Source organism: Rhodopseudomonas sp. BAL398, assembly GCF_033001325.1.
Taxonomy (GTDB): domain Bacteria; phylum Pseudomonadota; class Alphaproteobacteria; order Rhizobiales; family Xanthobacteraceae; genus JARJEH01.
Genome location: NZ_CP133111.1, coordinates 509,885 through 536,108, shown reverse-complemented (window position 1 = coordinate 536,108; position 26,224 = coordinate 509,885). Strand labels below are relative to the sequence as shown.

At 61.3% G+C, this 26,224-nt stretch carries 28 protein-coding genes, 1 tRNA gene and 1 pseudogene; 6 read left to right on the top strand and 24 right to left on the bottom strand.

Annotated elements, in window-relative coordinates; translation table 11 throughout:
- The first annotated feature begins 194 nt into the window (after window positions 1-194).
- The 3 genes from RBJ75_RS02455 to RBJ75_RS02445 all read left to right on the top strand — a co-directional run bounded on the left by RBJ75_RS02455 (window position 195) and on the right by RBJ75_RS02445 (window position 3,953).
- Entirely contained in the window at window positions 195-2,003 is a 1,809-nt protein-coding gene (locus tag RBJ75_RS02455; RefSeq protein WP_044414696.1) for an IlvD/Edd family dehydratase, read from the top strand.
- Between the two features lie 197 nt (window positions 2,004-2,200).
- Entirely contained in the window at window positions 2,201-2,935 is a 735-nt protein-coding gene (locus RBJ75_RS02450; protein WP_044416629.1) for an SDR family oxidoreductase, read from the top strand.
- Window positions 2,936-3,206: 271 nt separating this feature from the next.
- On the top strand, window positions 3,207-3,953 hold the full coding sequence (locus RBJ75_RS02445; protein ID WP_044416627.1) for an SDR family NAD(P)-dependent oxidoreductase: 747 nt from the start codon (window positions 3,207-3,209) through the stop codon (window positions 3,951-3,953).
- A gap of 70 nt (window positions 3,954-4,023) precedes the next feature.
- Here RBJ75_RS02445 and RBJ75_RS02440 read toward each other — a convergent pair whose 3' ends face one another.
- The 6 genes from RBJ75_RS02440 to RBJ75_RS02415 form a co-directional block, all read right to left on the bottom strand.
- On the bottom strand, window positions 4,024-4,821 hold the full coding sequence (locus RBJ75_RS02440; protein WP_044416631.1) for a TonB family protein: 798 nt from the start codon (window positions 4,819-4,821) through the stop codon (window positions 4,024-4,026).
- Between the two features lie 84 nt (window positions 4,822-4,905).
- The gene (exbD, locus tag RBJ75_RS02435; RefSeq protein ID WP_044416625.1) at window positions 4,906-5,361 is read right to left on the bottom strand and encodes a TonB system transport protein ExbD; all 456 of its coding nucleotides are present in this window, start codon (window positions 5,359-5,361) and stop codon (window positions 4,906-4,908) included.
- A 3-nt stretch (window positions 5,362-5,364) separates the two neighbouring features.
- A complete protein-coding gene (exbB, locus tag RBJ75_RS02430) occupies window positions 5,365-6,243 on the bottom strand; it encodes a tonB-system energizer ExbB (RefSeq protein ID WP_044416623.1) in 879 nt (292 codons plus the stop codon).
- Entirely contained in the window at window positions 6,240-6,929 is a 690-nt protein-coding gene (locus RBJ75_RS02425) for a Fe2+-dependent dioxygenase (RefSeq protein ID WP_044416621.1), read from the bottom strand. The genes exbB and RBJ75_RS02425 overlap by 4 nt, the downstream gene beginning before the upstream one ends.
- Window positions 6,930-6,941: 12 nt before the next feature.
- A complete protein-coding gene (locus tag RBJ75_RS02420; RefSeq protein WP_276156671.1) occupies window positions 6,942-9,311 on the bottom strand; it encodes a TonB-dependent receptor in 2,370 nt (789 codons plus the stop codon).
- 251 nt (window positions 9,312-9,562) lie between these two features.
- Complete coding sequence (locus tag RBJ75_RS02415; RefSeq protein ID WP_044419033.1) at window positions 9,563-9,805, bottom strand: hypothetical protein; 243 nt, start codon at window positions 9,803-9,805, stop codon at window positions 9,563-9,565.
- 305 nt (window positions 9,806-10,110) lie between these two features.
- Here RBJ75_RS02415 and RBJ75_RS02410 point away from each other — a divergent pair.
- Window positions 10,111-10,184: transfer RNA gene (locus RBJ75_RS02410), tRNA-Gln, on the top strand.
- 153 nt (window positions 10,185-10,337) lie between these two features.
- On the opposite strand, the gene RBJ75_RS02405 is transcribed toward RBJ75_RS02410, so the two are convergent.
- Window positions 10,338-10,496 carry a hypothetical protein gene (locus tag RBJ75_RS02405; protein ID WP_160297967.1) on the bottom strand — a complete coding sequence of 53 codons (159 nt, stop codon included), beginning with the start codon at window positions 10,494-10,496 and terminating at the stop codon, window positions 10,338-10,340.
- Window positions 10,497-10,694: 198 nt separating this feature from the next.
- On the opposite strand from RBJ75_RS02405, the pseudogene RBJ75_RS02400 reads away from it, so the two are divergent.
- Together RBJ75_RS02400 and RBJ75_RS02395 are read left to right on the top strand one after the other, a co-directional pair.
- Window positions 10,695-10,946: pseudogene (locus RBJ75_RS02400) on the top strand (hypothetical protein); the annotation flags it as partial.
- Window positions 10,947-11,691: 745 nt separating this feature from the next.
- Window positions 11,692-11,973 (top strand): hypothetical protein, encoded by a 282-nt coding sequence (locus RBJ75_RS02395; RefSeq protein WP_044416098.1) that lies wholly within the window; start codon window positions 11,692-11,694, stop codon window positions 11,971-11,973.
- A gap of 154 nt (window positions 11,974-12,127) precedes the next feature.
- Here the strand turns inward: RBJ75_RS02395 and RBJ75_RS02390 are convergent, their stop codons facing one another.
- The 17 genes from RBJ75_RS02390 to RBJ75_RS02315 all read right to left on the bottom strand — a co-directional run bounded on the left by RBJ75_RS02390 (window position 12,128) and on the right by RBJ75_RS02315 (window position 26,003).
- Window positions 12,128-12,928, bottom strand: a complete 801-nt coding sequence (locus tag RBJ75_RS02390) for a hypothetical protein (RefSeq protein WP_044416100.1) — start codon at window positions 12,926-12,928, stop codon at window positions 12,128-12,130.
- Window positions 12,929-12,944: 16 nt separating this feature from the next.
- Window positions 12,945-13,148 (bottom strand): hypothetical protein, encoded by a 204-nt coding sequence (locus RBJ75_RS02385; protein WP_152647837.1) that lies wholly within the window; start codon window positions 13,146-13,148, stop codon window positions 12,945-12,947.
- A gap of 37 nt (window positions 13,149-13,185) precedes the next feature.
- Window positions 13,186-13,449 (bottom strand): cold-shock protein, encoded by a 264-nt coding sequence (locus RBJ75_RS02380; RefSeq protein ID WP_044416102.1) that lies wholly within the window; start codon window positions 13,447-13,449, stop codon window positions 13,186-13,188.
- A gap of 10 nt (window positions 13,450-13,459) precedes the next feature.
- A complete protein-coding gene (locus tag RBJ75_RS02375; protein ID WP_152647838.1) occupies window positions 13,460-13,696 on the bottom strand; it encodes a hypothetical protein in 237 nt (78 codons plus the stop codon).
- Between the two features lie 42 nt (window positions 13,697-13,738).
- A complete protein-coding gene (locus RBJ75_RS02370; RefSeq protein WP_044416106.1) occupies window positions 13,739-16,159 on the bottom strand; it encodes a phage tail length tape measure family protein in 2,421 nt (806 codons plus the stop codon).
- Between the two features lie 26 nt (window positions 16,160-16,185).
- Window positions 16,186-16,497 (bottom strand): hypothetical protein, encoded by a 312-nt coding sequence (locus RBJ75_RS02365; protein WP_044416108.1) that lies wholly within the window; start codon window positions 16,495-16,497, stop codon window positions 16,186-16,188.
- A gap of 60 nt (window positions 16,498-16,557) precedes the next feature.
- Window positions 16,558-16,722 carry a hypothetical protein gene (locus RBJ75_RS02360; protein WP_160297968.1) on the bottom strand — a complete coding sequence of 55 codons (165 nt, stop codon included), beginning with the start codon at window positions 16,720-16,722 and terminating at the stop codon, window positions 16,558-16,560.
- 15 nt (window positions 16,723-16,737) lie between these two features.
- On the bottom strand, window positions 16,738-17,805 hold the full coding sequence (locus RBJ75_RS02355) for a hypothetical protein (protein WP_044416110.1): 1,068 nt from the start codon (window positions 17,803-17,805) through the stop codon (window positions 16,738-16,740).
- A gap of 243 nt (window positions 17,806-18,048) precedes the next feature.
- Complete coding sequence (locus RBJ75_RS29455; RefSeq protein WP_080901188.1) at window positions 18,049-18,240, bottom strand: helix-turn-helix domain-containing protein; 192 nt, start codon at window positions 18,238-18,240, stop codon at window positions 18,049-18,051.
- Window positions 18,241-18,752: 512 nt separating this feature from the next.
- Window positions 18,753-19,424 carry a hypothetical protein gene (locus tag RBJ75_RS02350; protein WP_044416126.1) on the bottom strand — a complete coding sequence of 224 codons (672 nt, stop codon included), beginning with the start codon at window positions 19,422-19,424 and terminating at the stop codon, window positions 18,753-18,755.
- Entirely contained in the window at window positions 19,421-20,173 is a 753-nt protein-coding gene (locus RBJ75_RS02345) for a terminase large subunit domain-containing protein (RefSeq protein ID WP_160297969.1), read from the bottom strand. Before RBJ75_RS02345 ends, RBJ75_RS02350 begins: the two co-directional genes overlap by 4 nt.
- A gap of 7 nt (window positions 20,174-20,180) precedes the next feature.
- Window positions 20,181-20,822: a hypothetical protein gene (locus RBJ75_RS02340; RefSeq protein WP_044416116.1), complete on the bottom strand. Its 642-nt coding sequence runs from the start codon at window positions 20,820-20,822 to the stop codon at window positions 20,181-20,183.
- A 384-nt stretch (window positions 20,823-21,206) separates the two neighbouring features.
- Window positions 21,207-21,566, bottom strand: a complete 360-nt coding sequence (locus tag RBJ75_RS02335) for a hypothetical protein (RefSeq protein WP_044416118.1) — start codon at window positions 21,564-21,566, stop codon at window positions 21,207-21,209.
- Window positions 21,563-24,007: a phage/plasmid primase, P4 family gene (locus RBJ75_RS02330; protein ID WP_052629023.1), complete on the bottom strand. Its 2,445-nt coding sequence runs from the start codon at window positions 24,005-24,007 to the stop codon at window positions 21,563-21,565. Before RBJ75_RS02330 ends, RBJ75_RS02335 begins: the two co-directional genes overlap by 4 nt.
- 93 nt (window positions 24,008-24,100) lie before the next feature.
- Window positions 24,101-24,331, bottom strand: a complete 231-nt coding sequence (locus RBJ75_RS02325) for a hypothetical protein (protein ID WP_044416120.1) — start codon at window positions 24,329-24,331, stop codon at window positions 24,101-24,103.
- Entirely contained in the window at window positions 24,328-24,522 is a 195-nt protein-coding gene (locus RBJ75_RS02320) for a hypothetical protein (protein WP_044416122.1), read from the bottom strand. Before RBJ75_RS02320 ends, RBJ75_RS02325 begins: the two co-directional genes overlap by 4 nt.
- A 215-nt stretch (window positions 24,523-24,737) precedes the next feature.
- Entirely contained in the window at window positions 24,738-26,003 is a 1,266-nt protein-coding gene (locus tag RBJ75_RS02315; RefSeq protein ID WP_276156448.1) for a site-specific integrase, read from the bottom strand.
- Window positions 26,004-26,224 lie beyond the last annotated feature (221 nt).

Genomic DNA, 26,224 nt, shown 5'->3' with positions numbered 1-26,224 from the left:
GGACTTTGCCGTCGGGCGAATTTTGATTTGTTGCGGTGAGCATAGCAGATATTTTTGGAATGTCGCTGCATGAAAATTACCTGGAGCCGCGCCCGTCATTGCGAAGCGGCGTTTGTCATGCCAACATCGCGCCGCACTCGACATGAGTTACAACAGACGCCTCACGAAAAGGCGTGTGCGCTGCGGGAGAAACAATGAACAAGCCGACCACCGGGACGCCCCGGCGCAAACTGCGCTCCAGCGAATGGTTCAACGATCCCCATAACCCGGCGATGACCGCGCTCTATCTGGAGCGCTACCTGAATTACGGGCTGACCCGCACCGAGCTGCAATCCGGCAAGCCGATCATCGGCATCGCCCAGACCGGCAACGATCTGTCACCGTGCAACCGGCACCATCTCGAATTGGCGCACCGGGTCCGCGAGGGCATCCGCGCCGCCGGCGGCATCGCGATGGAGTTTCCGGTGCACCCGATCCAGGAAACCGGCAAGCGGCCGACCGCCGCGCTCGACCGCAATTTGGCCTATCTGGGCCTGGTCGAATTGTTGTTCAGCTATCCGCTCGACGGCGTGGTGCTGACCACCGGCTGCGACAAGACCACGCCGGCCTGCATGATGGCGGCGGCGACCGTCAATCTGCCGGCAATCGTGCTGTCCGGCGGGCCGATGCTCAATGGCTGGCACAATGGCGAGCGCTCCGGCTCCGGCACCGTGGTGTGGAAATCCCGCGAGCGGCTCGCCGCCGGCGAGATCGACTACGAGGAATTCATGAATATCGTCGCCTCCTCGGCGCCCTCGGTCGGCCATTGCAACACCATGGGCACCGCCTCGACGATGAACTCGCTGGCCGAGGCGCTGGGCATGTCGCTGCCGGGCTGCGCGGCGATCCCGGCGCCCTATCGCGAGCGCGGCCAGATCGCCTATGAGACCGGGCTGCGCGCGGTCGAAATGGTGTGGGAGGATCTCAAGCCCTCCGACATCCTGACCCGCGCGGCGTTCGAAAACGCCATCGTGGTCAATTCGGCGATCGGTGGCTCCACCAACGCGCCGATCCATCTCAACGCGCTGGCGCGCCATATCGGCGTCGAGCTGTCGATCGACGACTGGCAGAAGGTCGGCCACAAGATTCCGCTATTGGTCAATATGCAGCCCGCAGGCTTCTATCTCGGCGAGGAATATCACCGTGCCGGCGGGGTGCCGGCGGTGGTGCGGGAATTGATGGCGCATGGCAAGATTCACGAAGACGCCATCACGGCGAACGGCCGCACCATGGGGCAGAACTGCGCCGAGGCCGCCAAGCCCGATGGCGAGGTGATCAAGAGTTATGAGGCGCCGCTGGTGCAGGACGCCGGCTTCCTGGTGTTGCGCGGCAATCTGTTCGATTCGGCGATCATGAAGACCAGCGTGATCAGCCTCGAATTCCGCGAACGCTATCTGGCGAATCCGGGCGACCTCAACGCCTTCGAGGGCCGCGCCATCGTGTTCGAGGGGCCGGAGGATTATCACGAGCGGATCGACGATCCGGCGCTGAACATCGACGAGCACTGCATCCTGTTCGTGCGCGGCACCGGACCGATCGGCTATCCGGGCGGCGCCGAGGTGGTCAATATGCAGCCGCCGGCGGCGCTGATCAAACGCGGCATCCACTCGCTGCCCTGCATCGGCGACGGACGGCAATCCGGCACCTCGGGCTCGCCCTCGATCCTCAACGCCACGCCGGAAGCCGCCGCCAATGGCGGGCTGGCGATCCTGAAAACCGGCGACAAGGTCCGCATCGACCTCAACAATGGCAGCGCCAATATCCTGATCACCGACGAGGAACTGGCCGCGCGCCGCGCCGCGCTGACCGCCGATGGCGGCTTCAAATATCCGGCGCACCAGACGCCATGGCAGGAATTGTATCGCTCCACCGTCGGCCAGCAGGCCACCGGCGCCTGCCTTGAGCTCGCGACCCGCTATCACGACATCGCCGGCACCGTCGGCACCGCGCGGCATAATCACTGATTTGCATTGAGAGGCGATGCGTTTCAACCAGCACAGCCGTCATTCCGGGGCGCGAGCAGCGTGAGCTGCGAGCGAACCCGGAATCCATAACCACCACAGGGGCTATGGATTCCGGGCCTGCGCCCCAAGCGGGGCGCATCCCGGAATGACGAACTCAAAATCAGTGCCGTGAGCACGCCAAAACATCCGGAGGATTCATGAGTGACCGACTGCAAGGCAAGCGCGCCTTTGTGACCGCGGCGGCGGCGGGGATCGGCCGCGCCTGCGCGGTGGCCTTTGCGCGGCAGGGCGCGCATGTCATCGCCACCGACGTCAATGACAAGGATCTGGCGACACTGAAATCCGACGGCGTCGCTGAAGTGGCGCGGCTCGACGTCCGCGACAGCGCCGCGGTCGCCGCGATGGCCAGGCAGGTCGGCAGCGTCGATATCCTGCTCAACGCCGCCGGCTTCGTCCATCACGGCACCGTGCTGGACTGCTCCGACGCCGATTGGGAGTTCTCCTTCGACCTCAACGTCAAGTCGATGCACCGCACCATCCGGGGCTTCCTGCCCGGCATGCTGGCGGCGGGCCACGGCTCGATCGTCAACATCTCCTCGGCCGCCGGCGTGTTCAAGGCGGCGCCGAACCGCTACGTCTATGGCGCCACCAAGGCCGCGGTCGCGGCGCTGACCCGCGCCGTCGCCGCCGACTTCATCACCAAGGGCATCCGCTGCAACGCGATCTGCCCCGGCACCATCGAGACCCCGTCGATGCTCGACCGCGCCGCCGCCGCCGGTCCGAACGGTCGCGAGCTATTCGTGGCGCGCCAGCCGATGGGCCGGCTCGGCACCGCCGACGAGATCGCATCGCTCGCGGTCTATCTGGCCAGCGACGAAAGCAGTTTCACCACCGGCGTCGCCCACATCATCGATGGCGGCTGGACGCTGTGAGGCGCGGCGGCTGCCACGCCGAGGCCGGTAGCTCCCCCCATAGGTCGCTGAAAAATGCGTTCAAACGAGTCAAGCCTACGAATTCGTCATTGCGAGGAGCACTTGCGATGAAGCAATCCAGGGTTCTGGTCGAGGCCTGCAAGCCCTGGATTGCTTCGCGTTCGGGCGGCGCTTGGCGCCGTCCTCCGCTCGCAATGACGGTGCAGCTCACCCGTAGAGATGGGGAATATCTGCCCGGCAGGCGCAGAGCATTTGGCAAAGGACCACGCGGATGAATCAAATTGATCTCAACGGCCGCATTGCGGTTGTCACCGGCGGCGCCCAGGGCTTTGGCCGCGCCATTACCGAACGCTTCGTCGCCTCCGGCGCCAAAGTGGCGATCTGGGATCACGACATCGGCTTTGCGGAAAAGACCGCCAAGCAGATCGGCGACGCCGTCACCGCCTTCCAGGTCGACGTCTCCGACCCCGCCGCGGTGGACGCTGCCAGCGACGCCACGCTGCAACGTTTCGGCAGGATCGACATCCTGGTCAACAATGCCGGCATCGCCGGCGTCAACAAGCCGGTGTGGGACACCGATTATGACGAATGGCGCAAGGTGCTGCGGATCAATCTCGACGGACCGTTCATCTGCTGCAAGGCGATCGTGCCGTCGATGATCGCCAACGGATATGGCCGCATCGTCAACATCGCCTCGATCGCCGGCAAGGAAGGCAACCCCAATGCGGCGCATTACTCGGCCTCGAAGGCCGGGCTGATCGCGCTGACCAAATCGCTCGGCAAGGAGCTCGCCGCCCATGACATCGCCGTCAACGCGGTCACCCCGGCCGCGGCCAAGACCGCGATCTTCGACCAGATGACGCAGCAGCATATCGACTTCATGCTGTCGAAAATCCCCAAGGGCCGCTTCGTGCTGGTCGAGGAACTGGCGGCGATGGTGGCGTGGCTGGCCTCGGCCGATTGCGCCTTCTCCACCGGCGCGGTGTTCGACATCTCCGGCGGCCGCGCGACCTATTGAAAGAGCGCCCTGCCCGTGATCGACCGGCAGCGCTCTGGTCACGCCGGGCGATGACGGGTTTCGGCTCGCGCTATCGGCCCCTGCCCTTGGTCCGGAAGATCACCGGCAGGCTGAAGCTGAGGCCTTCGTCGGCGACCAGCGGCGGCGGCGCCGGCACCGGATCGGAGCGTCGCACCATCGCCAGCGCGGCGTCATCGAATGCGGCGTCGCCGGATCCCTTGACCAGACTGACCGACAGCACATGGCCGAGGCGGTCGAGCTCGAAGCCGACCACGATCTCGACCCTCTTCTGCGCCTTTCCGGCCGGGTAGCGTTTGTGCTTGTCGAGATGCGCCACCAGTTCCTTCTGCCAGGTCGTGCGGATGCGCCGCGCGCTCTCGCCGGTGCCCGGCGCCGGCGCCACCGAGCGCTCGCCCTGCTTGGCCGCCTCGGCGCTCGGCATCGCGGTGGCTTGCGCTGCGACCGACTCGGTCGAGGCCGCCTGCTGCACCGCCGCCTTCTCCTGCTGCTCGTCCTTCGGCTTGTTGGAATCGTCGGTGGTCACCACCCGGTCCGGCTCCTCGCTTTCGGTCGGCACGTCCTTGGGCAGGTCGGTCTCCTTGACCTCGGCCTTCTGCTCGGCGACCGCGGGCGACGCGGTCGAGGCTTCGGTGTCGGGACCAGGCGGCAGCTCGCTCGGCTCCAGCCGCGGCGCGGTCATTTCGAGGCCGATCTCGATCGCCGGCGCGCCGAGCGAATCGTCGAGCTCGTCATTCTGCAGATGCGCCACCGCGACCGCCGCACCGGCGGCATGCATCGCGACGGCGCCGAGCGCCGCCAGGATCCAGAGCCGTCGCGACGGCGCGCCTGAACTATCGAGATCGGACATCGCGACCAACTTTGCCTGCGTGGTTCCGGGTCCGCGCGCAATTGCCTGCGCCCCGCAACGCCGGCGCTGTTGCCGGGGTCACGGTCATGGCTGCGCCGGCGACGCGGCCGACTTCGGCACGCCTTCCAGCGCCACCAGCTTGAGCTTCGCATAGCCGCCAGCGCGCAGCAGTTCCAGCACGTCCATCATCTCGCCATAGGGTACCGCGCGATCGGCGCGCAGGAAGATGAAGCGATCCTTGCTGGCGTCGGCGGCGGCATCCAGCGTCCGCACCAGGTCGACGCGCTTCACGGCGGTTTCGCCGATTGCCAGCGCCAGATCCGCCTTGATGCTGACATAGGTCGGCTTGTCCGGCTTCTTCTGCGGCGTCGCGGTCGACGACGGCAGATCGATCGGCAGATCCACGGTCGACAACGGCGCCGCCACCATGAAGATGATCAGCAGCACCAGGATCACGTCGATGAACGGCGTGACGTTGATTTCGTGGTTTTCCCCGAACTCGTCGTCGTCGTCATCCGGTTCCGTCAGCGAGGCGCCCATGATCTACTCCGCCGCGCGCACGCGCGCGCTACCATGCGCGCGGTCGAGATCGCGCGACAGCAGCCGCGCGGCAGCGCCCGAGGAGCGCCCGACCAGTTCGACGTAGCCCTTGGTCACCCGGGAGAAGTGATTGTAGATGATCACCGCCGGAATCGCCGCGACCAGGCCGCAGGCGGTCGCCAGCAGCGCCTCGGCGATGCCGGGCGCCACCACCGCCAGATTGGTGGTCTGCGACTTCGAAATGCCGATGAAGCTGTTCATGATTCCCCACACCGTGCCGAACAGGCCGATGAAGGGCGATGTCGCGCCGATCGTGGCGAGCGCACCCATGCCCCGCCGCATCTGCCGCGCCTCGGCGCGGACGATTTCGGAGAAGCTCGAGGCGACGCGTTCCTTGATGCCGGCGTCGCTGGAGATTCCCGCGGACATCCGCGCTTCGCGCATCGCCGCGGCGAGCAGCGCCGACAACGGCGTGTCCCTGGCGCCGATCGCGAGCTGCGCATCGGCGAGCGATCGCGCCTCCGAAACCTGCGAAAGCGCCGCGCGCAGCCGGCGGCGGGCGCTGGCCAGTTCGACGTTCTTGGCCAGGAAGATCGTCCAGGTCAGCAGCGAGGCCAGCGCCAGCCCGACCATCACCGCCTTGACGACGATATCGGCCGACATGAACATCGACCAAGGCGACAATTCGTGCATCGCCGTGGCCGCCGGCTTCAACGACGTGGCCGCCGGTTGCGTCGCCTCGGATTGCGGCGGGGCGACCGGCGCGGCCGGCGTCACCGCCTGGGCCGCGGCCGGGGCCGGCTGCGCCGACAGCGGCGACTGCGACAGCAGCGTCAGCGCGATCGCCGCGCCGCCGATAATCCGAAACCATGCGATGTTCATACGTCGGCCCAATAGCGAATGAGGTTGTGGTAGATTCCGGTCAATCTGACCGTCTCGGGGTCGTCCCGGCCGAGCCGTTCGACCAGCGCCTGGATCGCGAGGTCGAGGTCGTAGATCATGCTGCGCGCATGGGCGTCCCGGATCATGCTCTGCAGCCAGAAGAACGATGCCACCCGCGCGCCGCGCGTCACCGGCGTCACCATGTGCAGGCTGGAAGCCGGGTACAGCACGCAGTCGCCGGCGGCGAGCTTGACCTCGTGCGAACCGTAATTGTCCTCGATCACCAGTTCGCCGCCGTCATATTCGTCGGGCTCGGACAGGAACAGCGTCACCGACAGGTCGGTGCGGATCCGCAAGCCGGTGAGATGGTCGCCGCGCACCGCATTGTCGACGTGGATGCCGAAATGATGGCCGTTGGCGGCATTGTAGCGGTTGAACAGCGGCGGGAAGATCTGCAGCGGCACCGCGGCCGACACGAATTTCGGATTGCCCGTCAGCGCCGAGACGATGCGGCGCCCGAGCTCGCGCGCCACCTCGCTGTTCGGCGGCAATTGCTCGTTGCTCTTGACCAGCGCCGATTGCGCCCCCGCGGTCGAGCGTCCGTCCTCCCAGTCGGCACGGTCCATGACGCCGCGGAACGCCGCGACGTCTTGCTTGCTCAACACTTCGGACACGCAAATCAGCATCAGGGCATCCGCTCACAGGCTGCCGCGCAGCGACAGCAACACCGAGCGCCCCGGCGCGATGAACGCGAACGGCGTGTTGCTGCGGTAGAACGCGTCGTAATACACGGTATTGAAGATGTTGTTGGCGGACAGCTTGGCGGTCAGGTGCCTGTCGACCTTGTATTCGACGAAGCCGTCGAACCGCCAATGCGACGGCAGCTCGTTGCCGTTGGTGGCGCCGAGCGTGCCGCCATAGATCTTCGAGGCGTAGGTCGCCTGCCCGCCGACCTCCCAGGGGTCGCCGATCCGGTACTTGGTCAGCACATTGAACGACTGATGCGCGATGTTGGCGAGTTGCACACCGACCATGGTGGGGTCGATCGATTTCTCGACCCGGGATTCCATCAACACCAGGCCCGCATACAGGCTCCAGCGGTCGGTGATCTTGCCCGACGCGCCGAGATCGACGCCGCGGACCCGATAGGCCGCGCCGGCGATGATGTCGCTGCCGCTGGTCTCGCGCGCATTGGTTTTATCGGTCTGGAACAGGGCGCCGGTCACCAGCAGATGCCGATCGAACAGCTCCCATTTGGTGCCGACCTCGATCGCCTTGTTGCGCTCGGGAGACAGCGCCTGGAACGTGGTGTTGTTGACCACCAACCCGCCATAGGCGGTGCCGCTGGCATCGAGCTCGGCGCCGACCGGATTCGACGAGGTCGCATAAGCGGCATACAGGCTGCCATAGGGCACCGGCTTCAGCACCGCGCCGAGATTGTAGTTGAACATCCCGGACTGCACGCCGGTGGTGGCGGTCGCATTGGTGCCGGTGATGTTGTAGTCGTCGTAGCGGATGCCGCCGTTGAGGATGACGACGTCGCGATAATTCGCGGTCTCGATCGCGTAGACCGATTTGGTGTCGACCTTGATGTCGGTCACATTGCCGGCGAGTTGCGGCGAGGTGTTGAACGCGAACAGGTTCGGCGGCGACAGCAGCGGCACCACCAGGCTACGCCCGCTCTGGAAGCCGGACAGTTCCGAGGTCAGCCCCGCATAGGTGTCGCGACTGACCTTCTCCTGCGAAACCTCGGCGCCGGTCACCAGCGCGTGCTTGACCGCCCCGGTGTCGAACTTGAAGGTCGCGTCGCTCTGATTGGCCAGCACGTCGGTGACCTGATAGCGGCTCTGCGACGACAGGTTGACCGTCGTGTCGGTCGGGTTGCTCGGCAACGTGCCGATATAGTCGAGGATCGACCGTGCCACCCGGCTGCGGTTGCTCAGGGTGATGTCGGGGGTGACCTTCACCTCGGCGGTGAGCGTGCCGAAATCCTGCCTCGCCTTCTGGAAATCGCGATTGACGAAGCCGTAATAGGTGTCGCGCGGCACGTTGATGTCGGTCGACGGCGCGCGCAGCGTGCGGTTGTAGGGCACGCCGAAATCCGGCAGGCCGTCGAGATCGGTGTGGACGTAATTCGCGGTGACGCTGACCGCGTCGATCGGGGTCCATTTGATCGCCGCGATGGTGCCCCAGCGATTGTCGAACACGTAGTTGCGGCCCGCGACGTCGGCGTCCTGGAACAGGCCGCCGAGCCGCACCGCCAGGGTCGGGCTGATCTTCTGGTTGACGTCGACGGTCAGCCGCTTGGTCTGATCGGTGCCGAATGTGGTCTCGGCGTTGTAGAAGCTCTTCTCGGTGCTGGCCTGCTTGGTGACGATGTTGATCGCGCCGCCGGCGGTGCCGCGGCCAGCCAGCGTCGAGGCCGGGCCGCGCAGGATCTCGACCTGCTCGGTGAAGAAATTCTCGCGGATGCTGATCGCCGGATCGCGGATGCCGTCGATGAACACGTCGTTGCGGGCGTCGAAGCCGCGGATGAAGAAGCGGTCGCCGAAGGCGTTGCCGCCCTCCCCGGTGCCGAGCGTGACGCCGGCGGTGGTGCGGGCGACGTCGCGCAGCGAGGTCGCGTTCTTGTCCTGCAGCAGTTCCTTGCTCAGCACCGTCACGGTGCGCGGGGTGTTCAGCACCGGCTCGGTGAACTTGGTCCCGGACAGCCGGTCGACCTTGTAGGGCGCCGCCGCGTCTGCATAGGGATTGCGGTCGGGCGCCAGCGTGCCGGCGTTCGGATAGGGCACCGGCGCGACCTGGGCCGGCTGGGTGCGTCGCGCGGCGCGGCGCAAGGCGGAGCGTGCGCGCAATTGATCCGGCGAGGGCCGCGACGCCGCGGGGCGCGGCCGCGACACCGGCGCATCGACCGTCACCGGCGGCAGCGGCGATTGCTGCGCCTCGGCGCCGGAGAACGACGCCACCGCGATCATGCCGGCGACCGCCGAAACCTTGCGACCGGAATAATTGTCCGATCCGACCGTCGCCTCCAAACGCAACGACCGCGGCGCCTTTGCCCCATTCATCCCAGCTGCCCCATTCCAAACGCTGTTGATAATCAACTGCAACATGGTCTGGTATCGAGCGCGAAATTTCGGGTCAACGCGATTCACCGCCAACGCGACGCGCCCGTGCTAGAATAGTTCAAGATCAAAATCGTTCTAAGCTGGGAGCCCGCAAGCGATGAGGCCGAGCTTGCAATGGTTCTAAACTGGCGCGCGGCGCGTGACCGGAAGCTGTGAGCCCAAGCCAATGACGGAGCCCGGCGCCGGCGCCGTCATTCGTCGACGCTCGGCGGCTTCATCAGGCCAAACAACTCGTCGACGGTCGCCATCGCGGTGTGCCGGATGCGGTCGGTGTCCTCCAGGCCGGCGATGTTGACGCCGCCGACCACCGCACGAATCTCGTCGCGGAATTCGCTGAGGAAGCGCAGCGGGTCCGGCGAGGTGTTGGCGACACGCGCGATCAGCCCGGCGATCAGGATCTGGCAGGCGATCATCCGTCCGTTCAACTCGTCCATTCGCACTCCGGTCAATGCTGGCCCGGCGGACGCGCCGCCGACCGCTGCGTGCTATGGCCGACAGCGGCGGCGCTGACAAATGGAACGCTTCTCAACTGCGCCGGGCATTCGCCGCGTCCACGCCGCCCACGCCCCCCCCCCCGCACGGCACAATCGTCGCGTTGCCCGCGCCGGCCGGTCACGAAGCCCTTGCGAGGACCGGCCTGGCCCGTTAGAAGTCCGCACGCCTGCACCGCGAATCCCCGGATGTCCGGTCCGGCACGCGCACACCGCCCCTAACCACTTGGTGGGATTAGGGAATTCGGTGGGGAATGGTGTAACGGTAGCACAACAGACTCTGACTCTGTTTGTCTAGGTTCGAATCCTAGTTCCCCAGCCAAACGTTAAATCGTTGAAAAGATTATATTAATTTTGCCGAGAGCCCGGATTTTTCGGGCAAATTCATGTTGCGCCTGCTGCGTTTATTTCTTCAACGTTTCCAGTGGTTCCCGGTGATTACCGGCGATTCGGCGCAATACGATGCGCAACACGTCTAGGCTTCTTCAGCTTCCGGTACAGGGATGCCAAACTCCGCTGCAATCGCGGCGACGGTGGCACGGGTACGCTTGACGTAAGTCTCGGCGGCCGCCGCATCGTTCACCAGCCCCATCAAGCAACGCTGCACGAACTCCAGGTCGGGCTTCTTTGTCATGTTGATCTCCATCACGGTCCCAATCGGCCGCGGATTAATCATGCACGGAACCAAGATCGGAACCAGTCTTGCGCGAGGATTTGTTTTATATAAGATATTGATACTAAAGCATTTTATGTTGACTCTCCGTATTTCGACGCTCCCCCTCGCCAGCCATATGTGCTGTATTGCCACGTGATTCCAGCGTAGCTTCCGGTGATGGGCACGAAGTCGCGCGAGACGCTTTTTGGCAATACGATCAGGGCATCAGCGGCGCGCGCCAAGGACGCACGACGCTATGCCGACGTTCTGGCTTGCGAAGCTTGGAATTATCGAATGTTGGGCTACTGCGGCCCTGCGCAGCCATCGCCAACGATCGGCGACGCTCTCAACGCTGGTTTCGGTTACCTGGAGGTCCGGTGCCACGGCTGCGACACCCACCAGACCGTCGCGCTGGACGTCATCCGCCGGCTCAATGCAAATTCGGTGGCAATTCGTTGCGTCTTATTCGGTGATTGCTGATGAACCAGAACAGTCGAACGCATGACGCCCGGCGCCGATGGGGCGGTCGGGTAGCGCCGGCGATCTGCACCCGGCATGTAGTCCGTCCAATCGTGGCGCCACCGACCTGATCGACGATCCGAGCCATGAAGGGTGTTAGCTAATCAGTCGCGACCACACCCTGGCCCCGACTGTATGTTCAATCTAACTGACGACTTGCTTGCTTACGCACGCTGGGTGCGCTTGGATGCGCTCAGTGGGGGTTACCAACATGAAACGAATCATACTAGCGCTGGCACTGATATGCGGTGGTTGTTCATCAACGCCAGCGGACCTTGAATCGAAGTCGACGCCAACAATTCAGAATTACACGGAGAACTATCAAGAGATATACCGCCGCGTCTCGACAACCGCAAAGCGTTGTTTCGCTGGCAATATAAGCCCCATGGCTTCTTACGCGGTCGACACTGAACTCTATCCCGACCTTGGGTATGGAGAGATGTCGCTTTCCCTCATCAATTACGGCACTCGAAATTACTACCTGACCGTCAAAGCGATGAAGCAGCCCACAGGATCAATGCTGATAATTACGTCGGGCAATACCCTTGCGGCAGACCGGTACCGCGCCTTGGTGCTAACTTGGGCGGGAGGCGGTCAGGACTGTCCAGCTTTTTAGCGCTCATAAGCGCGACGGCGAAGAACTAGGGAACATGATATGAGCAAGAAAGAACCGGAAAAATTGATAATGGCGTCGCCCATGTTGAACGACGTTCAAAAAATGCTTGTTGTGAACCATCTGTGGCTAGCGTTGCGCCAAACTTTCGAGAAAATGTATGAGCTAAATGGCGCTCAGGTCGTCATCGATATGCAACGGACCCTGATATCTGGTACGAAAAACAGTGACACCACCGGCCTCCCGCTCGACAAGGAGAAGGCTGTCATAGACACAACAATCACTCTGCTGGAAGGATTGATTTCCGTTGATGGGCACAGCTAAGCGATCTGTGATCATCGTGAACTGAGTCTTCATCGTATTTCCACTCTTAATTTTCGACCCGTAACCATCGCTCTCTGCCCCTGCTCATCGGAATATACTCTCCAGCCGCGCCCGGCGCAGGGGCGGCGCCCTCGGTATTGACCATGCGTTTCGCTCATCTCAAAAGTCGGCGAAAATCGTCCATCTCGTCACGATGTCGACGCGCGGCGTCCGACAACGCGGCGTCATTGGCGACCGTGGCGGCGTCGCGACGTTGATTCGCTGTGGCGGCGTCGCTGGCGCGAATCTCGTCATGAAGCGGCGCCAGGTGCTCGCGCTCGAATGCGGACCATGCGTGGGTTGGACCGCCGCTGTCGCCGACGAACCCCGCTTCCTCTTGTAGGCCGCGCTGCACCATGAACAGCACATCGTTCGCATCCCGGAGCGCCGCTGCGTCCTCTTGGTGTGCGGCGAAAAGTTCCGGTTGATCGCTTTGCACAATCTGGTCATGCCAGAATTGCGCCGTCTCTGGCGACAACCGGGCGGTCGCCGGCACGCGCAGCGCGGCGATACGCTCGTCACGCGATAGGTGGTGCACCTGATCCGGCGGCGTAGCGGCGACGCGCTGTGCGAGTGAAATGGTCTCCATCACGCTCAGCAAGTCGGTTCGATCGATCGGCGGGATTGTCGGCTTGCTTGCATCATGCGCACGATGCAACAGCGCCACGTCATGGCGCAACCGTGCCAGCTCCACCAGCTTGTCGCCGAACGCCTTGTTCACGGCGGCTTTGTGCCAAGCCTCGTTTCGCTGTTCCGATTCGGCTTGGGCGATGATGGGCGCGCGGACTGTCGGTAAGGTGTCATACACCCTCAACGCCTTGTTGAGCGCACCGGCGATGCTTTTCGCCATCTTCGCTGGCGAGCCCTCGATTGCCGTGAGCTTGTTCGCAATGAGGTCGCGTGTGGTCTTGGCCATGGTGTGGTTGTCCTTGTTACTTGGGTTCGTTCGGTGCCACCGGCAAAACGTGCTTTACGCCGTTGACGGTGGACGTGGCGGGAATGCCGCCGACTTCGGTCTGGTGACCCATCGAGCCGTCCGAAACGCCGCGGATGCGCGGGGACTCGGTGTGCTGACCCATTGAGCCATTGGATTCGCTAAGCGGAACGGGCGGGATTGTGACGGTCTTGGTAGCCATGGTGTGGTTGTCCAGGTTTGATGAATGGTAGTGGGGCTTACGGTTTGCGGAATACGTCCTCAGCCCGCAACTCGTCTTCCGTGGTATCAAGGCAACGGACGTTGGTCGCAACCGGCGGTCGACTCGGGTTGCTCGCCGGCTTGATGTCGAACACGACCTTGGTGCCGGCGATCGGCAGGGCGCGCGACTGATTGCGAAACTCAGGAAATTCCGATACGTGAGCAAAGATATCATCGTGTCCGTCATCGCGCGCGATGAAACCGAAGCCCCTTGTATTCCAGTGTTTGAGTGTCCCTCGCATCTACTTTACCTCAGTTGTTGGGTTGGTTGATCTTTTGCAACGTCGCAAGATCGCTTGCGGCTAGGTCCATCTGCATCTGTAGTATGCGAACCTGCGTCACGACGGCCATCTGGTTTAGCCGATCGGCCAGGAATGCGAGCGTGTCGGTCAGGTGGCGTTTCTCGTCCGGCGCCCCGATTAGGTTCGCCAGCGCGGTGCCGATCAAACCGTGTAGCTCGTCCCGGTCAGCCGCTTCGGTTTCGCCCATCACTGGAGCGCTCATTGTGGGGGATGAAAAATTAGTTGCCATTTAGTTTCGCATCCCCATACCCTTACGATTCGCCACTGCAATAGTCTGCGCGAAGCCGGGGCTTTTGACGAACCCGGTAATCGCACGCTGTGAAGTGTCTTGCGCGACGTCTTTCACATACGCTTGGATTTTGCCATCATCGTCCACAGACACGCCGACAGTGACGTGCACCGATTGCGGGGTACTGCTACCCCCACCACTAGACGGCGCCGCAACGCGATTGACCATCGCCATGCTGACATCATGCGGGATAACCTGCGTCCCGTTCGGGAGATTCATGATCTCGCCACCCTGCTCATTGACGCGAGCAAGACCGCCAGGGGCGCTATCCGTGCCACTGGCAAACTTCGGCATAGAGTAGCCACCAACCATGATGCTACTAGACGCTCCGGAACCGCCGCCAAAAACACCGCCGAATATGCTACTCAGAAACCCGCCGCCAGAGCCCCCGCCGCCGAAAGCATTCGACCATAGGTTCTGCGCGGCCATGTCCATCAGCTTTGACGAAATTGCGTTGAGAGCCGATACGCCAGATGCTTTCAGCGCGTCCAGGCCGCTTGCGCCGTTGGCAATCTGCTGTTGGAACGTCTGCATTGGTCCGCGGACAAGATTTTCATAGGCGAATCGCATGTTCTCAGCATTCGCCGCGGCTTGACCGAGCGCGGTCGCTTCGGCTTTGATCGCTGCGATGTTGGATGCGGTAAGTACGTTGCCCTTCCTATGTTCCTCGTTAATCCGTGTCTGCACCGCCGCATAGGATGCCGCAGCGCCCGTAGCCATGCCGGTTGTGGCCGCATCGATCCTATAGGCGTCCGCCGATGCCTGAATAGCTGTGATGCCTAACGCGGTCGCTCTTGTGTACTCTCGAATACGCGCAACATCGGCGTTCGTGATCTTGTTACCCGGCTGCATCCGGGCTGCAGTCAAGGCAAGTTCGGACTGCTTTATGGTCTCGTTTACGGTCGCAACTTGCGACAACACAGCGAGCCGCTGTTGCTGCATTTGGATGTCGTGTTGAACCGCAGCCGCGTCCAGAGTCGGCTGATTCCGTCTGCGGTCCGCCTCGGCACGAAGCGCATCAGATAGTGCCGAGTTTCCAGATACCGGGTTTTGACTATCACCGGAAAAACGCTGATTGAATGGCGATACTCGCGTAATCCCCATCGACTTTGCACGCTGCTCATAGTCGGATGGTAATAGCTTATTCCATATGGACGAACTACCCGCGCTCTGCGCAAGCCGTTCTATTCTGTCGAGTAGCGAACCGCCCGCGTCCAAGGCCGTCTGGAACGCCGACCGAGCGTTGAGTCCGAAGTTCGTCCAAGCACGGTTCCAAGTCTCGTCAAATCGCCGCGCGGCGGCGATCATGTCGTCATTGGCCACAAACTCAGCGGCGGCTTCTTTCGCCCTGTTGAGCCCTTCGGAACCTTGCGACAACAGCCGCACCCATTCCATTGTAGCCGGCAAACCCATCTGTTGCAGCAGGACTAGGCGCTGCTGGTCACTCCGGGCGTTCTTAATCAGGTCCGCGGCTTTCCCGAGGTAGCCGTCAAACGTCGCCGCGTGCTTGTTATTGACGGCGAATACTTCTGCCAGTCCGCCCATGCCGTTTTTGGCGTCATAGACGCCTCTGGCAAACCCGCTTATTCCCTTGTTAAAGTCATCGTTTGAGATTCCCTTGAAGCTGGCCACGGCTTGCAGCTTGGACAGCTCGCGAGTAGTCAGGTCGGCGCTTCTAGCCGCGTCGTCAAGCGCAAGCGTGGAGGATTTCCAGCTTGAGTACATGACCAAACCGCTAGTAGCGACGGCGGCCAGACCGAGACCCGCCAGCCGCGTTGGCGTGATAATGCCTGCGATGCCGCGTCCGATTTGCCGAATGGCACCGCCGACCGTCGCATTTTTTGACGAAGTGAAGATATCTAGAACCTGCGCGAACTGACTAGTCACCACTTGCATCGGGCTTGCACCCATCGCCAGCATGGTGCCAACGTCTTGCGCCTGACGCCCCAGGTTGACCATCTCATGTTGAGCGAGATTGCCGCTTTTGGCGATCGTCACGATGTTGTCGTTCGCCGTTTTGCCGCTCTTGGCGAACTTGTCCAGATTGGTACCGGCACCCATGGTGGCCTTGCCCAAGGCGGTGGCGGTGGCGGTCGTGTCCTTTGACGCCTTACCCAAGGCGGTGGCGGCGGTCGTGGCTGGCATAGCCGCGCGGGTGAGGTCGTCAACATGCTTGGCGGTGGTGGTGGTCTTTCCACCGAGCGAAACTACATCGCCGCCAGCATCCTTCGCGGCTTTACCTAGATTTGTGGTGGCGGTCGTAGCGGGTTTGGCTGCGCGTGTGAGGTCATCAAGGGCCTTGACCCCCACCACGATAGGACGGGAGTCTAGAGCGAGACCTAATGTCGCGATATCGGCCAAATGCGTTTCCCTCTACTACGCGCTCGTTACTTCTGGTCGGCAGGCTGGCTTCCGCGCCCGCCAGTGACCAGCAAGTCCAGATACTTCAACACAGACCCTTGAATGTCGATCGGACCAGCGGCGAAGATTGCCGCCTCCAGCCCATCGTCGTCCGTGAGGGGCTGGTCCAAGCCGACCGCGATGATCCGGCGATACGCGAACAGGTCGATTTCGCGGACAGCGTTGTGCGCCGGTACAAACCCGCCGAAATACGAACTAACGCGCGCCGCCGCCTTGGCGGTGACCTCAAGCGCGATGACCTTGTCACCGAGTTTGATTTCATGAGTGGTAGCGGTCATCCTGTAGTCCTCTAGTTGTTGGGAATCGGGTGGCGATCGGCTATGGTCCGCCGCATGGCGCTAATCAGCGTCGGCGAGCGGGATATCGTGGGCCAAAATCCACTCGTAAATCAGCAGCCCCCGCCGGGCGAGCGCAACGACAAGGATGCCGTCCATTTCGATTTGAAATTCCGTCTTCTCAGCGTCGAGCCACTTACCGTTGGTAAACACCACGTTTTCGTACATTTTTAGTCCTCCATTTTAGATATAGTAGGTGCCGCCCATTGAAACCGAATAGCCGGCGGCGCCAAAAAATGATCCGTCATAATTCTGAAAAAACGACGCCGAAGGCGCGACTTGGATAGACGGGGTGTGCCCATTAACCGCTCCTTCTCTACCGTATCCAGAGTATGCGCTATTCGGAGCGAGACCGGGTGGGAGCGTGAAGCTGATAAAGCCGGACGCCGTCCCAATAGCTGCGATGCTCACCACAGCGGACCAGTCGACCTTATTTCCGGTCAACGTATAGTTTCCAAATACCGATGCTGATCCGACAGCTCCAGCCGCGGCGCCGACCGTCCCGGTCCAAGAGCCATAGATCGGTACTGGACCGCCGATGATGCTGAACTTGGTGCCGTCGCACTTGATCTCTACACTCGATCCGGGACCAAGCGGGATGGTGGTTTTGAGACCGATGGTCTCGGATGCATCGGGATCAAGAGTGACGATGCCAGTGCCAGAGTTGAACACCGTTGTCTTGAAGCCGTCGCCCAATGTTGCAGCTGCGGTAAGGCCAACGGTGAACGTGCCAGAGCACTCAATGATAGCGCCGTAGTCTGCAGCGACGATGGTGTACGCGCCGGTCTTCGTCGTGGATGCCGTGTCCACGCCCAAAGTCGACCGAGCCGCCGCCGCATCCGTCGCAGTCGCCAGTCCCTTGCCAACCGTCGTCATGCCGATGTTGGTTTGCGCGATCCCCTTTGCCGTGCTGTCGGCCGACTGCGCGCGCACGAACGACACCACGTCGTCATCCAGGCTGGTAGCCAACGGAACACAAGATATCACCGCCGTCCCGGTCAGCGACAAAGGTGAGCCACCGTTGCTTGATTCGACAACATTGCGGGTTCCGGTCGTGACCGAACCACCGATCGTCAGATAGCCGTTTTCCCAGTCATCACCTTCGCGCAATTCATAGGGGATGGTGTCGCCATCGACCGCCCCGGCCGCGGCGAAGCCTTGCCAGCTGATCGGCACCGAGCCGAACGTGATATCCCCCGTCCCGATGGTGGAGACAAGGTGGCGAGCGTTGTTGAGGTTGTTTCGTGCCATGCGACTAGCTGTGTCCGAATCCGGAGCGGCCGAAACCGCGCGCACCATTCACCGGCTGCACTGCGTCGTTGCGCGGCTTCGGCGCCGTCTCGCCTTTAGGCTCGTCTTTGGGCTTTTCCGACATATCGGTTCCATTTCTGCTTTTGGTGGATTGGTTGGCGAGCGGGACGTAGGGGGACACAGCGTCCCGCTCGCGGTCGATCGGCGGTACTTCCGCGCCGGTCGAATTGATGATGTGGAGACTTAGGCAACCGCCGACTCCGAAAGCGAGCGCAACCACACATCTCGGTCGCTGATCAAGACTACTCGCCGATGACCGATCCGAGTCATGCGCGGACCCCGGCCCTCTTTGACAAGGCGGTACAGTGTCGATCGGCTAATGCCCGCTGCGGCAGCGGTATCTTCAATGCTCTGCGCTGCGATTGATGTGGACATATTCAAGTCCCATGGTGTGCATTGCTACTGAATGCAACTATGCACACCACGCCGCAGAAGATCACCGATGAAAAGTTGTATAGTTTTTATAGGTGATTAAGTAATAGGGCGGCGTTGCATCTCACCAAGTATTGTCGACGCCGCGCGCCCTCGTGCCCGCGGGTCGCACGCTGCGCGGTCCGCCGCTTCCAATTCTGCGTCAATGGATTTCATGCCTGTTGCGCGCAGTTCGTCCCGCCAGCGGCGGGCATCCCGAATCAATTCACCATCGATTCGGCGGGTTGATGCGCTGGTCTGTGGACGGCCGACCCTGTTCAATTGACCAGAGAGCAACGCTGCAAGGGTTCGGCGCTCCGCAGGGCCAAATTGAGTATCAGACAGCAACCATGTCACCAGATCGCATGTCGGGCCACCGTTCACAAACGATCGCCGCAGCGCGGCGCCGCAGAATGCTTTTGTTGCCGCGGACGCGACCTGATCGAAATCCCTACCCTGGTTCATTTGCCCCCCGGTCAAAGAATGAGTTCCGATATAGATGATCGGTTCATTCCGAGAGCGAGGAAAAGGCCTATTGCCACCGCCAGCACCAAATCATCGTGAGACCCCGATCGCGCGTTGAAACTCACGCGGCCTGCTGCAGAGACGGCGCGGGCAAAGTCCTTGAGTTCATCGCGCAGCGCTGGTGCATCGGCAATATCAGCAGCGATTTTCAGCTCACCTGAATGAAGCCGCGCCTCCAGTTGTGAAATGAGTGTCTGCTTGGGAACATGGAAGATATTGCCGTTGCTTGTGGTCTCATTGCCTGCGGTGATCAAGACGCCATGCGGCCGCAGTCCTGCGCGGTCGAACATATCGAATACGGGGCGCCCTACTCCGGTGTAGTCAATCACGAGTTTTGCTCCGACAAGCGGCTCACGACCCAGCAGGTTGGCAACGTGCTGGATTTGCGTCGGATAAGCCATGCCGAGTGGAAGTCGTTCCAAATGTCGAATGTGAAAGGTCTCGACACGCTCTTGGCGAAGTGTTTTCGATGCTTCGTGTGGAACCATCCGTCCCGTGCCGCGAACGATGTGTTGCAGAGCACAGACGGCGGTCGGGTCGACGCTTTGTCCAATGTCGGCAGCGACGATCCATTCATCACGCGGGGTGACGTATTGTTGTGTCCAGGTACTCGTATTGATCATCGCCACAGTGCACGCACCTCCGTTGAAAACGCCGCATCAATGATGCTGGTGTTGAAAGCTGCCGTATCGGAATCGATAAATTCACAGAGGTATTCCTCGCGGTACTTCGTCTCGCCTAGGTTCTTGCGCTCGCGTGCCAGGAATTCCGGGGTGATGCGGTCACAATCTCCCAGCCCGACCCGTATCCGGTGCCAGTCAGCATCGTCGGATGTCCATGTTTCGTAAAATACGCCGCGCTTGCCGTTCGGGGTTGACAGATATACCAGTTGCCCGCGCTTGCTTGTCGCCAGCATGGGGCGAACTGCCGTGATCAGTGCATCAGAGCATCGGGACGTTTCGTCGATGATACACAGCCTGACGTTTGCTAGGCCCCGGAGGGTGTCGCCTTCGTTGTCACCGGGTAATGCGAGGATGCGACTCCCGTTATCGAACTCCATCCGCCGTGCGGCATCGCCGACCAATGACGGCGCATCCTTCACCCGGCCGTAAGCGACCCGCGCGCGGCGAACAAATTCGTCGGACAAGCGCTGCGCGGGTGATACGATCAAGATCAAGCTGTGCGGCTCTGTCAATGCAACCGGAAGCGCTTTCATGACAGCCGCTTCCGTCTTGCCGTGCTGCCGGGGAATCAGCATCGCGATCTGCGGATCATCTGCCCGGACGAAATCGGCTTGCCAGTCGTCGAGGATAATGTCGGCCGCGCTGGCGAGCAGTGCCGGGTCGAAGTGCAGCGCGAGGTCACGAGCCATTTCCATATTAATACGGCGGCGGTGCAGGTGACGTGGCCTGGTGCTCGATCGCGACCGGCTCAGGGCGCGCCTTGCGCTTGCTCGCGGCCTCCGTGATGTCCTTCGCAGCTTGCGTCTCAATGCCGGCAAGGGCGCGGCCCACCGCGAGCCGGGCGTCAGGAAAGGGCGCCAGGGCGCGCAGCAGCGTCTCGCGCAGCCGCAAATAGTCAGGATGGGTCAACAGGTGTTGGTGGCGGTGCTCCGATACGTTGACCAACACGCCGAGCAGCTTCGACACCAGTTGCAGGTTGTTCGTCACGGCCGCCTCACCGCGGATGGCCGCGCTGGCGTCGCCGGTCTCCACGGCAAGTTCAATGTGGCTGGCAAGCCGAGCGCGTTGGTGCACTAGGCTATGCAACAGCCCCTCGCCTTCGCTCACCTTCAGGGCGTCCAGGTCAATCGCACACGGATGCAGCGCGTGCTGTACCGCTGCCATCATCTGCGGGCTGAGGTGGTTCTTGGCGTGGCGCTGCACGCTGTGCGGCGATAGGTCGAAACGCTTGCCTATCGCGTCGTGACCAAGGCCGTGAGCGAGCGCAACGTCGACCGAGTGGCGATGAGGGGAATTACATACTTGGCAACTGCCGGGGCCGGACTTGGCCTTGATCAATTCGCAAACTCGCGGCGCGGAATGCGCCTATTTGGAATGTACCACACCCAGCTAGTCGGCGCAATACGGGCGCGATACGCTATAGATTTGTACGCAATAACCGCTAGTTATACGGAGACTAACAGATATATAATCCGTTCGTCCGAAACCAACGGCCGCATTTGGAAGGATTTCAATGCAAATGCATGGGAAAAGCGGCGCGGATCGAAGGTCGAGCTAAACCGGCGGCTCTTTGCGAGAAGGGGCGAGAAGGGGCGAGAAGGGGCGAGAAGGGGCGAGAAGATGTGTGACAGTGTGACAGTGGTGACAGTCACTACGCATCCGACGACCCTGATGTTTTTATAGGGTGTGTGAATAGGATTTCACCGTCACACTGTCACACTGTCACGGCCATTTCCGCTGCCCGGCTATTCCAAGCCAAGCGTTGATGCCTGAAGGGCACTCCGCGATTGCAATACCGATCGAAAGAGCCGCTGCGATACACGCGCCGTTTGCAACGTAAGTTCCAGCCCATGTCTCGATGACGTGTTTCACCCGATAGGAGTCACAGACCTTGTTCGGGGTCGCACGCGCTGGCACCTCGCTAAGCCAGACCCTCGCGATCTCGAATTCCCGCACGCCGCTTTCGGACAGCAACGCTTCGCGCCGTTCGTCGAAGTTCTCCCGCTTGCGACCATTCAATCCGTCGATGGTAAGGTCAGGACATCGTGCCATCACCTGGGAGATTGCATCATGGGCCATCATGACTTCACCTCTGGAAACATGGGTGTCGGTACAGCGGGCAACGCCAGTTTCAATCCATCTACAACGGCGCCGCGGCGGCCGCGTTCGACTTTGAAGTGAAGGCGTCTTATCTCCTTTCCAAATTCAACATTGCTCATCGGCTTTTCACCCGAGCGCTCGGCGTAGTGTTTGTACGATGAATAGAGAACCGCGCTCGGCGTCGATGCTGCGGGGTCCGTGTCGCAGCTTTCGGCAAGCCATGCCGACATGCAGTCCTCAGACTCCTCGTTCATGTAGGCATCAGTCGCATCAACCACGATAGCCGGCGGAGCGAGGCCTTCTCGTTGCCATGCGACGCAGCCGGCGATCATCCAGGCAAGAATGCCGGGCCATTCCGCCTTCAGCTTCTCTCCCAGCTTTGTGTCCTTTTCACTCTCGGCGATCGAGGTCGTGAACGGCACAAGTTGAAAACGCCGCCGCATGGCACTGTCGGGACGAAGGCTTGGTTTATGGTTTCCGGACACCTGGATTTTGAAGGTCGGAATAAAGTTAAAAGGATCGCACCCCATGAACCGTGCCGTGATCGTGTCCCGTCCAGTCAATTCCTTGATTCGGCTCTCGGCCCATCGCTTGCCGCGCTCCGTCTCGGAGCAAGTAACGAGTCGTGCACCTTGTAATGACGCGATCTCGGTCAGGTGCCGCTCTTGCTTCGACTCGGTGAGCGTGGCGATGGAAGTGCCAACGTGGTAGTCACCAAGAATTCCTTCGATGGCATGCATGTAAGTGCCCTTGCCGCCGCCGCCTGGACCATAATTGAAATGTAGGCTCTCCTCTGATGTGTCGCCGGTGAGGATGTAACCGCACAATCGCTGCAGATATTCCTGCAGCTCAAGATCGCCGCCAGTCGCACGCGCAAGAAACTTTTTCCAGATTGGGCAGTCACCGTGCGGTGAAACGCGGGTCGATTTCGTGACATGATCTTCCGGGCGCGCCGGTCGGAATACTCCGGTGCGCAATTCGACAACACCATCGGGCGTCCCAAGAATCCATGCGTTTTGATCCCATGCGGCGACCGTGCTCGATATGCGCGGGTCTACGGCTGCGATCCGCAGCACAGCACGAATGGTCTTGTCGCTGCACAGCGCGCGGGCCTGGGCATTCGTGTTGCCCGGGGAAATGGAGCATAGCGCAGCTTCGTCTTTGCAGTGGAGCTTGGCGAGGTGGCCTATATAGTCGGTGTCGTCATCGTGCCATCGTTTTCCGTTCCAGTGCAGCCACTTCTTTCGCTTGGTGACATACCGGATTTGCAACGCATACATGTTCGCGAACCGGTCGGCTACTTCGATTTCAGAGTATTCGGGCGGCGCCGCCTGCTGCTGCCACGTCGCGCCACCAATCATCGGTGTTGCCCCAGGCGGTAAGCTAGGTGCGAGAGATGGTGATAATACTTGGACGCCAGGAACGGTCGCAAAGCTCTGCATCGTGGCGTCCCTCCGCCACTCAGCGATCTCGGCCGGTTTTTGCTTGATGCCGACTGCGGCGCAACGCTTCCAGAATGAATCGAGCGTCTTTGTGCCAGCCAGAGCGCCAACGTCGAACCAGTAGCGAGCCAGCCTGTCGCCCTTCTTATCCGGCGTTGCGTCGCAGATGATTTGCGCGATTTCATAGCCGCGCCCGCCAAAACCGGCGCGTTTGATTCCCCATACCGTACCGAGTCGGTTGTCACGATCATCGAACCAGTGAGGGTCTTTCACCAACAGCTCGTTGATAAATCGCTCAAGCTTGGCGCATTCAGCCTCGCTCTGCCTGCATTCGTCAGTCGGCGACGCGTGGGTGACTTCCTTGCGGCCAAGTTCAAGGGCGCTATACCACGCAAAAAGCTTGGCGGTATTGGGACCGTATGGATGCGGCGGCGGGGCGTCTGGCATGATCTGGTAGGCGCTGCCGCCCTTCACCGAGCCGGCATATACGTTGAGTGCACGCCATCGAATGCTGATCCGCTCGCTGTCAATCTCGCCAGGCTCCAGCGCGCGAAAGTGAGATATTTTAAGCTTGTGGTGGCCCTTGCGCGGGGCGTCTTTGAAATCTGCGGGCGCGCGGAAGGCGAAATGCCATCCTCCGCTTTTCGACTGCGCATAAGGCATCGGCACGCCGCCGTTTGCATCGGTGATGCCAATCTGGCGGCAGAACTCGACATAGTTGCTCCAGGCCTCATCGCGGTCTTGTAGGGAGTGTACGTCAACGTCAAAGAGCAAACACTCAGACATGATCGCACTGACGCCGAGCAGTTTTCCGCCGGCGAAGTCTGCCTCCCAAATCGCTCTGTTGCTGTGCGCCGCGTAAAGGCTGCCATTCCCCGTCACTGGATCGATTGCGAAAAGCTTCAGGGCGTGCAGCTCCGCGTAGTCGAGCGCCTTCTTTCGGACGGCTTCGACAAAGTCGGTTGAAATGGTGATCGTCATACTGTATGGTGCCCGCTATACTATATACGAAGGAACGGCGTTCGGCGCCGTCGAGAATAGAGAACCCGCCCTAGCCAGGCGGGTTTTTCACGTTTAACGTCGAACCGGTGGCGGTGGCGGATAATGGGGTGGCAGCGGCCGGCGCGGTGGCGTCGCGAGTGGATGGGTTTGGCAGAACAGCAGCCATTCGAAATTCTCCGCAAGCTCCTTGCATCGTCTGCGCCATGCCAGTGGCTCGACGACAATTTCTTGGCGATACCGTTCGACATGTTCACGAAAGAGCGTGTAGGCGTGTTCGACGGCGGCGTCGACTTCGGCGGTCACGCTGTGGCCTCGCTGAATTTCGCGAAGAACACCGCAGGAGTGAATGCCCAGCGGCCGGCGATTTTACGTGCGCCCGGCACCTTGCCGGTCTCCAACATTGCAAACGTTGCCTTTTCCGTTCGACCGATCGCGATGCCGATATTGCGCGCTCCCCATACGATATCGGCAGGCTGAGTATTGACGGTGGTCATGTGTGAAAATCCTTGGTTGGGGCACAAAAAAAGCCCCGCCGACCCGTCGGGGTCGTTGCGAGGCATGAAAAAAGGCGCGCCACTCTTGCGAGTGCGCACCTTTTGTGGCGACTTAAGGATATTTAATCAGAATCCTTCAGCGAGACAGACTTTACAGGAGTGACTACCCGCTGTCAACTCGAAGCCGAACATTTACGTAGTTAAGCATCTGTTAACTAACCAAATTTGCCTTCGCCCGCAGCCAGTTCGGCGGAGTCGTCGGCGCGGGGGAACAGATGCGAATACAAGTCACTGGTGATCGCGATGTTGGAATGGCCCAAGCGTTCCGAGACGATTTTAAGCGGTAGCTCAAGCCCGCCATCGGTGCGCCGATTGACACACCAACTGGCGAAATAGTGGCGTAGTGAGTGGAGGCCCGTGTACTTGGCGCTGAGAATCGGCTTGCCCTTGCCATCTCGCACCGGCTTGCCCTCATCGTCCAAGACCGGCACCGTTACACCAGCGCGAACCCACGTCGGGATCAAGCCGCGGGTGATGATGTTCGCGTGCGATTCGACGTTGCCCAGTCCATTCGGGAAAACGAAAAGCTCCGGTTGATCCTTGCGCCGTGGGCACGCCAATTTCCACTCGCGAAGGGCGCTTAGCGTAGTTGGCGGAACGGGGATTGTGCGCTCGCCGTCTTCCGATTTGGGGTTGCCGATTTCGTTATAGGCATCGGCGCGCTGGCGCACATGCAGCTCACCTTTCTTGAAATCGATGTCCACCCACCGAAGACCGCGCAGTTCGGAAGCACGCAGGCCGCAACGAACCGCTACCAGCAAGAACGGACGCCAGCGGCCCTCTGCGGCACTCAACAGCGCGTCGATCTCGCCGGGTGTCGGAATGTCCACCCCCACCCTCAACTTCCCTTTGGCCCGCCGCTCGGCTTTGCGCTCCTTGCCGCGCTTGCGGTTTGCTCGGAGACTGCGCACGACGTTCTGGCCGACGTGCCCGCGTTCCTGCGCATCGGCCAGCAAAGCGCCCAGAGACCCGGTGACGCGCTTGACCATATTGGGCTTACGCGGCGCCGCTTCGGTCTGTCCCGGCGCGGGCACCCCTTTGCGGAGTTTATCTTGCCAGTCACGGACGATCGCGACAGTCAGTACGGACAACTTCAAGCCGCCCATATAGGGGTTGATGTGGTCGCGAAGGTGCTGCTCGTACCCGTCGCGCGTGGTGCGCTCCAGGTCGGCGCACGAATCAATCCAGTGGGCTCCAGCCTTGTCGACCGTGATACTTTTGGACGTGGGCACATGCTCGCCCTTACCAACGTCGACGCGAACCTGTGCCTCGTACGCCTGAGCGTCCTTTTTCTTGTCAAAGAATTTGACATGCCGTTTGCGCTTGCCGCGCTTGTCCAGTTCGGCGGTGCTGTACTGGACCAAATAGGCGGAGCGTTCCTCGCCAGATTTGGTCGTCCACGTGTGCTTGCGAACCGACATGAAGGGAGCCTCGCGTAACAGTGAGTAGCGCGAGGGTATTATACAGGAATTGTCGGTAGGCGCAACAAGGGCGCAACATGATCGGCAAATTATTCAAAGGTTTCAACGTAGCACAACAGACTCTGACTCTGTTTGTCTAGGTTCGAATCCTAGTTCCCCAGCCAAGCCACCTGTAACCATCCAACCTATTGAAATTGTTGCGAATTTCATGGTTGGGTGTC

Bases quoted from the DNA above. Each gene is read 5' to 3' on its own strand.
- RBJ75_RS02445 (WP_044416627.1), top strand. From the start codon at position 3,207: ATGAATCAAATTGATCTCAACGGCCGCATTGCGGTTGTCACCGGCGGC.
- RBJ75_RS02350 (WP_044416126.1), bottom strand. From the start codon at position 19,424: ATGATCAATACGAGTACCTGGACACAACAATACGTCACCCCGCGTGAT.
- RBJ75_RS02320 (WP_044416122.1), bottom strand. From the start codon at position 24,522: ATGACCACCGTCAATACTCAGCCTGCCGATATCGTATGGGGAGCGCGC.
- RBJ75_RS02345 (WP_160297969.1), bottom strand. From the start codon at position 20,173: ATGGCTCGTGACCTCGCGCTGCACTTCGACCCGGCACTGCTCGCCAGC.
- RBJ75_RS02360 (WP_160297968.1), bottom strand. From the start codon at position 16,722: ATGTACGAAAACGTGGTGTTTACCAACGGTAAGTGGCTCGACGCTGAG.
- RBJ75_RS02425 (WP_044416621.1), bottom strand. From the start codon at position 6,929: ATGCTGATTTGCGTGTCCGAAGTGTTGAGCAAGCAAGACGTCGCGGCG.
- RBJ75_RS02375 (WP_152647838.1), bottom strand. From the start codon at position 13,696: ATGGGCGAAACCGAAGCGGCTGACCGGGACGAGCTACACGGTTTGATC.
- RBJ75_RS02315 (WP_276156448.1), bottom strand. From the start codon at position 26,003: ATGTCGGTTCGCAAGCACACGTGGACGACCAAATCTGGCGAGGAACGC.
- RBJ75_RS02390 (WP_044416100.1), bottom strand. From the start codon at position 12,928: ATGGCCAAGACCACACGCGACCTCATTGCGAACAAGCTCACGGCAATC.
- RBJ75_RS02380 (WP_044416102.1), bottom strand. From the start codon at position 13,449: ATGCGAGGGACACTCAAACACTGGAATACAAGGGGCTTCGGTTTCATC.
- RBJ75_RS02365 (WP_044416108.1), bottom strand. From the start codon at position 16,497: ATGACCGCTACCACTCATGAAATCAAACTCGGTGACAAGGTCATCGCG.
- RBJ75_RS02405 (WP_160297967.1), bottom strand. From the start codon at position 10,496: ATGACAAAGAAGCCCGACCTGGAGTTCGTGCAGCGTTGCTTGATGGGG.
- RBJ75_RS02330 (WP_052629023.1), bottom strand. From the start codon at position 24,007: ATGACGATCACCATTTCAACCGACTTTGTCGAAGCCGTCCGAAAGAAG.
- RBJ75_RS02450 (WP_044416629.1), top strand. From the start codon at position 2,201: ATGAGTGACCGACTGCAAGGCAAGCGCGCCTTTGTGACCGCGGCGGCG.
- RBJ75_RS02420 (WP_276156671.1), bottom strand. From the start codon at position 9,311: ATGAATGGGGCAAAGGCGCCGCGGTCGTTGCGTTTGGAGGCGACGGTC.
- RBJ75_RS02335 (WP_044416118.1), bottom strand. From the start codon at position 21,566: ATGATGGCCCATGATGCAATCTCCCAGGTGATGGCACGATGTCCTGAC.
- exbB (WP_044416623.1), bottom strand. From the start codon at position 6,243: ATGAACATCGCATGGTTTCGGATTATCGGCGGCGCGGCGATCGCGCTG.
- RBJ75_RS02440 (WP_044416631.1), bottom strand. From the start codon at position 4,821: ATGTCCGATCTCGATAGTTCAGGCGCGCCGTCGCGACGGCTCTGGATC.
- RBJ75_RS29455 (WP_080901188.1), bottom strand. From the start codon at position 18,240: ATGTCCACATCAATCGCAGCGCAGAGCATTGAAGATACCGCTGCCGCA.
- RBJ75_RS02415 (WP_044419033.1), bottom strand. From the start codon at position 9,805: ATGGACGAGTTGAACGGACGGATGATCGCCTGCCAGATCCTGATCGCC.
- RBJ75_RS02355 (WP_044416110.1), bottom strand. From the start codon at position 17,805: ATGGCACGAAACAACCTCAACAACGCTCGCCACCTTGTCTCCACCATC.
- RBJ75_RS02455 (WP_044414696.1), top strand. From the start codon at position 195: ATGAACAAGCCGACCACCGGGACGCCCCGGCGCAAACTGCGCTCCAGC.
- exbD (WP_044416625.1), bottom strand. From the start codon at position 5,361: ATGGGCGCCTCGCTGACGGAACCGGATGACGACGACGACGAGTTCGGG.
- RBJ75_RS02385 (WP_152647837.1), bottom strand. From the start codon at position 13,148: ATGGCTACCAAGACCGTCACAATCCCGCCCGTTCCGCTTAGCGAATCC.
- RBJ75_RS02395 (WP_044416098.1), top strand. From the start codon at position 11,692: ATGAGCAAGAAAGAACCGGAAAAATTGATAATGGCGTCGCCCATGTTG.